The 2,776-nt window shown below is 33.2% G+C and carries 4 protein-coding genes; 1 reads left to right on the top strand and 3 read right to left on the bottom strand.

The features are described from left to right. Positions 1-85: 85 nt before the first annotated feature. Positions 86-964 carry an IS982 family transposase gene (locus CSW08_RS01165; RefSeq protein WP_106658080.1) on the top strand — a complete coding sequence of 293 codons (879 nt, stop codon included), beginning with the start codon at positions 86-88 and terminating at the stop codon, positions 962-964. On the opposite strand, the gene CSW08_RS01170 is transcribed toward CSW08_RS01165, so the two are convergent. From CSW08_RS01170 to CSW08_RS01185, 3 genes are all read right to left on the bottom strand, one after another. After that, positions 961-1,431 carry a hypothetical protein gene (locus CSW08_RS01170; protein ID WP_238987174.1) on the bottom strand — a complete coding sequence of 157 codons (471 nt, stop codon included), beginning with the start codon at positions 1,429-1,431 and terminating at the stop codon, positions 961-963. The genes CSW08_RS01165 and CSW08_RS01170 overlap by 4 nt on opposite strands. A gap of 158 nt (positions 1,432-1,589) precedes the next feature. Continuing rightward, entirely contained in the window at positions 1,590-2,069 is a 480-nt protein-coding gene (locus tag CSW08_RS01180; protein WP_106658081.1) for a hypothetical protein, read from the bottom strand. 189 nt (positions 2,070-2,258) lie between these two features. Then, a complete protein-coding gene (locus CSW08_RS01185) occupies positions 2,259-2,675 on the bottom strand; it encodes a hypothetical protein (RefSeq protein WP_106658082.1) in 417 nt (138 codons plus the stop codon). Between the last annotated feature and the right edge of the window lie 101 nt (positions 2,676-2,776).

Below are 2,776 nucleotides of genomic sequence, written 5' to 3' on the forward strand. Positions count from 1 at the left end.
ACCCGTTGTGCATTATGATTTAAAAGAAAAAAGTTGTCCATATTACTGATAATCAGTAAATTGTTTTAGCGATAAAACATTAATTATGAACAACTTAAATGCAAATTACGAAAGAATATTGGAAGTATTACAAAAAATATCAAAAGAACAACTTTTGGACTATCAAAGACGTCGACCGAAGCTGAGTGATTTGGAACTGATTTGTTTAAGCTTAACAGCTGAATTTATGGGAATAGATAGTGAGAATGATTTATTTAGAAAGCTCCCTGTCATTATTGCCTCAAAAATAGACAGGAGCGTCTACAATCGAAGAAGACGGAAATTAGTAGGTTACATGGATGATATCCGATTAAGATTAGCCTCTCATTTTAATGAATTTGAAGATTATTTTATAGTGGACAGTATGCCTTTAGAGGTTTGTAAATTATCACGAAGTTCCCGTTCGAGAGTCTGTAAAGAGGATGCCTATGCTTTTCCTGACAAAGGCTATTGTGCCTCCCAAGGTTCCAATTATTATGGTTATAAGCTGCACGCCGTCTGTTCTATTAAAGGTGTTTTTCAAAGTGTCGATTTGAGCCCTGCATCGGTACACGATGTCAATTACCTTAAGGACATTAAAGCACAAATGGGCGATTGCACTTTAATTGGAGATAGAGGGTATCTATCAGCAGAAATACAGCTCAATTTGTTTGAAACCTGTAACATAAAGCTAAATACACCTATGAGAAGCAATCAAAAAGATTATAAAAAACAACCTTACATTTTCAGAAAAAAGAGAAAAAGAATAGAGACATTGTTCTCACAATTATGTGACCAATTTATGATAAGACGTAATTATGCCAAGTCTTTTCGAGGATTTAAGACTAGGATCCTATCTAAAATAGCGGCCCTTACAACAATTCAATATATCAATAAGTTTATTTTTGATAGAAACATCAACAATATTAAAATTAGCATTATTTAAAATGCACAACGAGTTATTTTTATTAAATCCGATAATGTTCCTTTGGAATTTTGACCAAATTTATTTTCGATTTTCACATCTACATTAAGCCTCGTTAATTCATCTACTAGTTTTGTCTTATATAAAAACGTTCCATTTCTTTGTTTTAAAGTATCAGGGTTTACTTTTTCCCCGTTTACAATACTATCAAACTTTACAAAATAACTTTTTGTTGGATTATAACCTAAAACCATAATTTGCATTTCATAATCAGAGTCAGATTTTAATGTGTTATTTGGGCTATTAATGGTTTTTAAAAAAATACTGTCAAAAACATATTTATTATTTATTTCCGCTATAATTTTTTTCAGACTATCATTTTCCGCACGCAAATTTTCGATTTCCGCAATTTTATTTTCCGATTTATTAATATCCTTACAACTAGAAATTAATAAGGTCAGAAGTACAATTATTATCGATTTGTTCATGTTTTTCAAATTAATGGCAACGTGATTGGCTATGGTTTCGTTGCGTGAAAATCCGCGAGGATTTTCCGCCGTAAACCGAAGATAGCAAATTTGCGAGGACTTTCCGAGAGGAAAGTCGGAAGCAATGAATTATAGCCGGTGTTGGCAAATCGTTTTTTTTATTCAGTTTCACTATTTTCAACCATTTTTACTTGCTCATTGAACCAAGGGTCTGTCAGTTCAATTGCTTTATTTACATAATTTGCAATCGGAATAGGTGGTCCCATTGATTCCGAACCATAAGTATATCGAACTCCTTTGGTCTCTTTTCCGTTAGACAATGTTATTTCAAGCATACAAGTTTTGCCTTTTTTATCAGGATAGTCATAGACTCTATTTAGCAAAGATTGGAAATCAGGTGTTATTGATTTAGTCAGTTGCGATAAGAGGCTGTCTTTCTGAATTCCCATATAAAAGTTATTATCGATTTCTTCTGTTCCTCTTCCTTTTCGATTTATTGTTCCGTCTTTATGAAGCAAAATCATTAGAGAAGGTTCATCTTCAATATTCAGTTCGATAGTTGTTGCCACATAATTATTTACAAGGTCTTTGTCGGTTTTTTGCGATTTATTTTTTCCGCATCCGAAAAATGAAAACATAATTATCAATATTAAAATTCGGTTCATTGAGCGTTCTTCTTAAATGTTTGCCAACGTGTTCGTGTATGGAAAGTTGCGTGTTTGAGGGCGAGGATTTTCCGAAGGAAAATCGGAAGCCAGCAAACAAGCAACCAACTTTGTATTAGCTAAAACAAGCAATTTTTTATACACGGTGTTGTGCACTGTTTTTTATTTATTCAAATATTGTTTTGCGTCTCTAATATTCAATTCAGTTTCGTCTGCTCCTTGTCCAGTTCTTTTTTCGTTAAAAGCAGGTTCTTCAAGTCGGTCGAGTGCAATTAATAATTGGAAAAATGCAATTCCATTTTCGTTTTCCAATTCAGTCCTCAACCATTCTTTAAAATCCGAAATTAAATTCCGATTTCCGATTTTTGATAAAGTCCAATATCCGCTAACTCGCTCGTCTTCGTTTTTATAAATTCCAGAGTTCAGTCCGTCAACTATTATTTGCTCCAATTCAGTCGGCTTAAATTTGGTCAATTCCGATGCCGCAATTATTTTTTTTTCATAAACCGAATGAGGATTTCCGTTCGCTTTTTCAAAAATAAATGCAGCTTCTGTAAACTGTTCGTTGGTTAATTTCATTCGAATATTCAATTCAACGTAATGATTTTCTCAAATAGTGCACAACGTGTTCGTGTATGGAAAGTTGCGTGTTTGTGGGCGAGGATTTTCCGAAGGAAAAT

This window comes from Confluentibacter flavum (assembly GCF_002843175.1).
Classification (GTDB): domain Bacteria; phylum Bacteroidota; class Bacteroidia; order Flavobacteriales; family Flavobacteriaceae; genus Confluentibacter; species Confluentibacter flavum.

Excerpts from the sequence above, each read along its gene's own strand:
- CSW08_RS01180 (WP_106658081.1), bottom strand. The coding sequence starts at position 2,069 with ATGTTTTCATTTTTCGGATGCGGAAAAAATAAATCGCAAAAAACCGAC.
- CSW08_RS01165 (WP_106658080.1), top strand. The coding sequence starts at position 86 with ATGAACAACTTAAATGCAAATTACGAAAGAATATTGGAAGTATTACAA.
- CSW08_RS01185 (WP_106658082.1), bottom strand. The coding sequence starts at position 2,675 with ATGAAATTAACCAACGAACAGTTTACAGAAGCTGCATTTATTTTTGAA.
- CSW08_RS01170 (WP_238987174.1), bottom strand. The coding sequence starts at position 1,431 with ATGAACAAATCGATAATAATTGTACTTCTGACCTTATTAATTTCTAGT.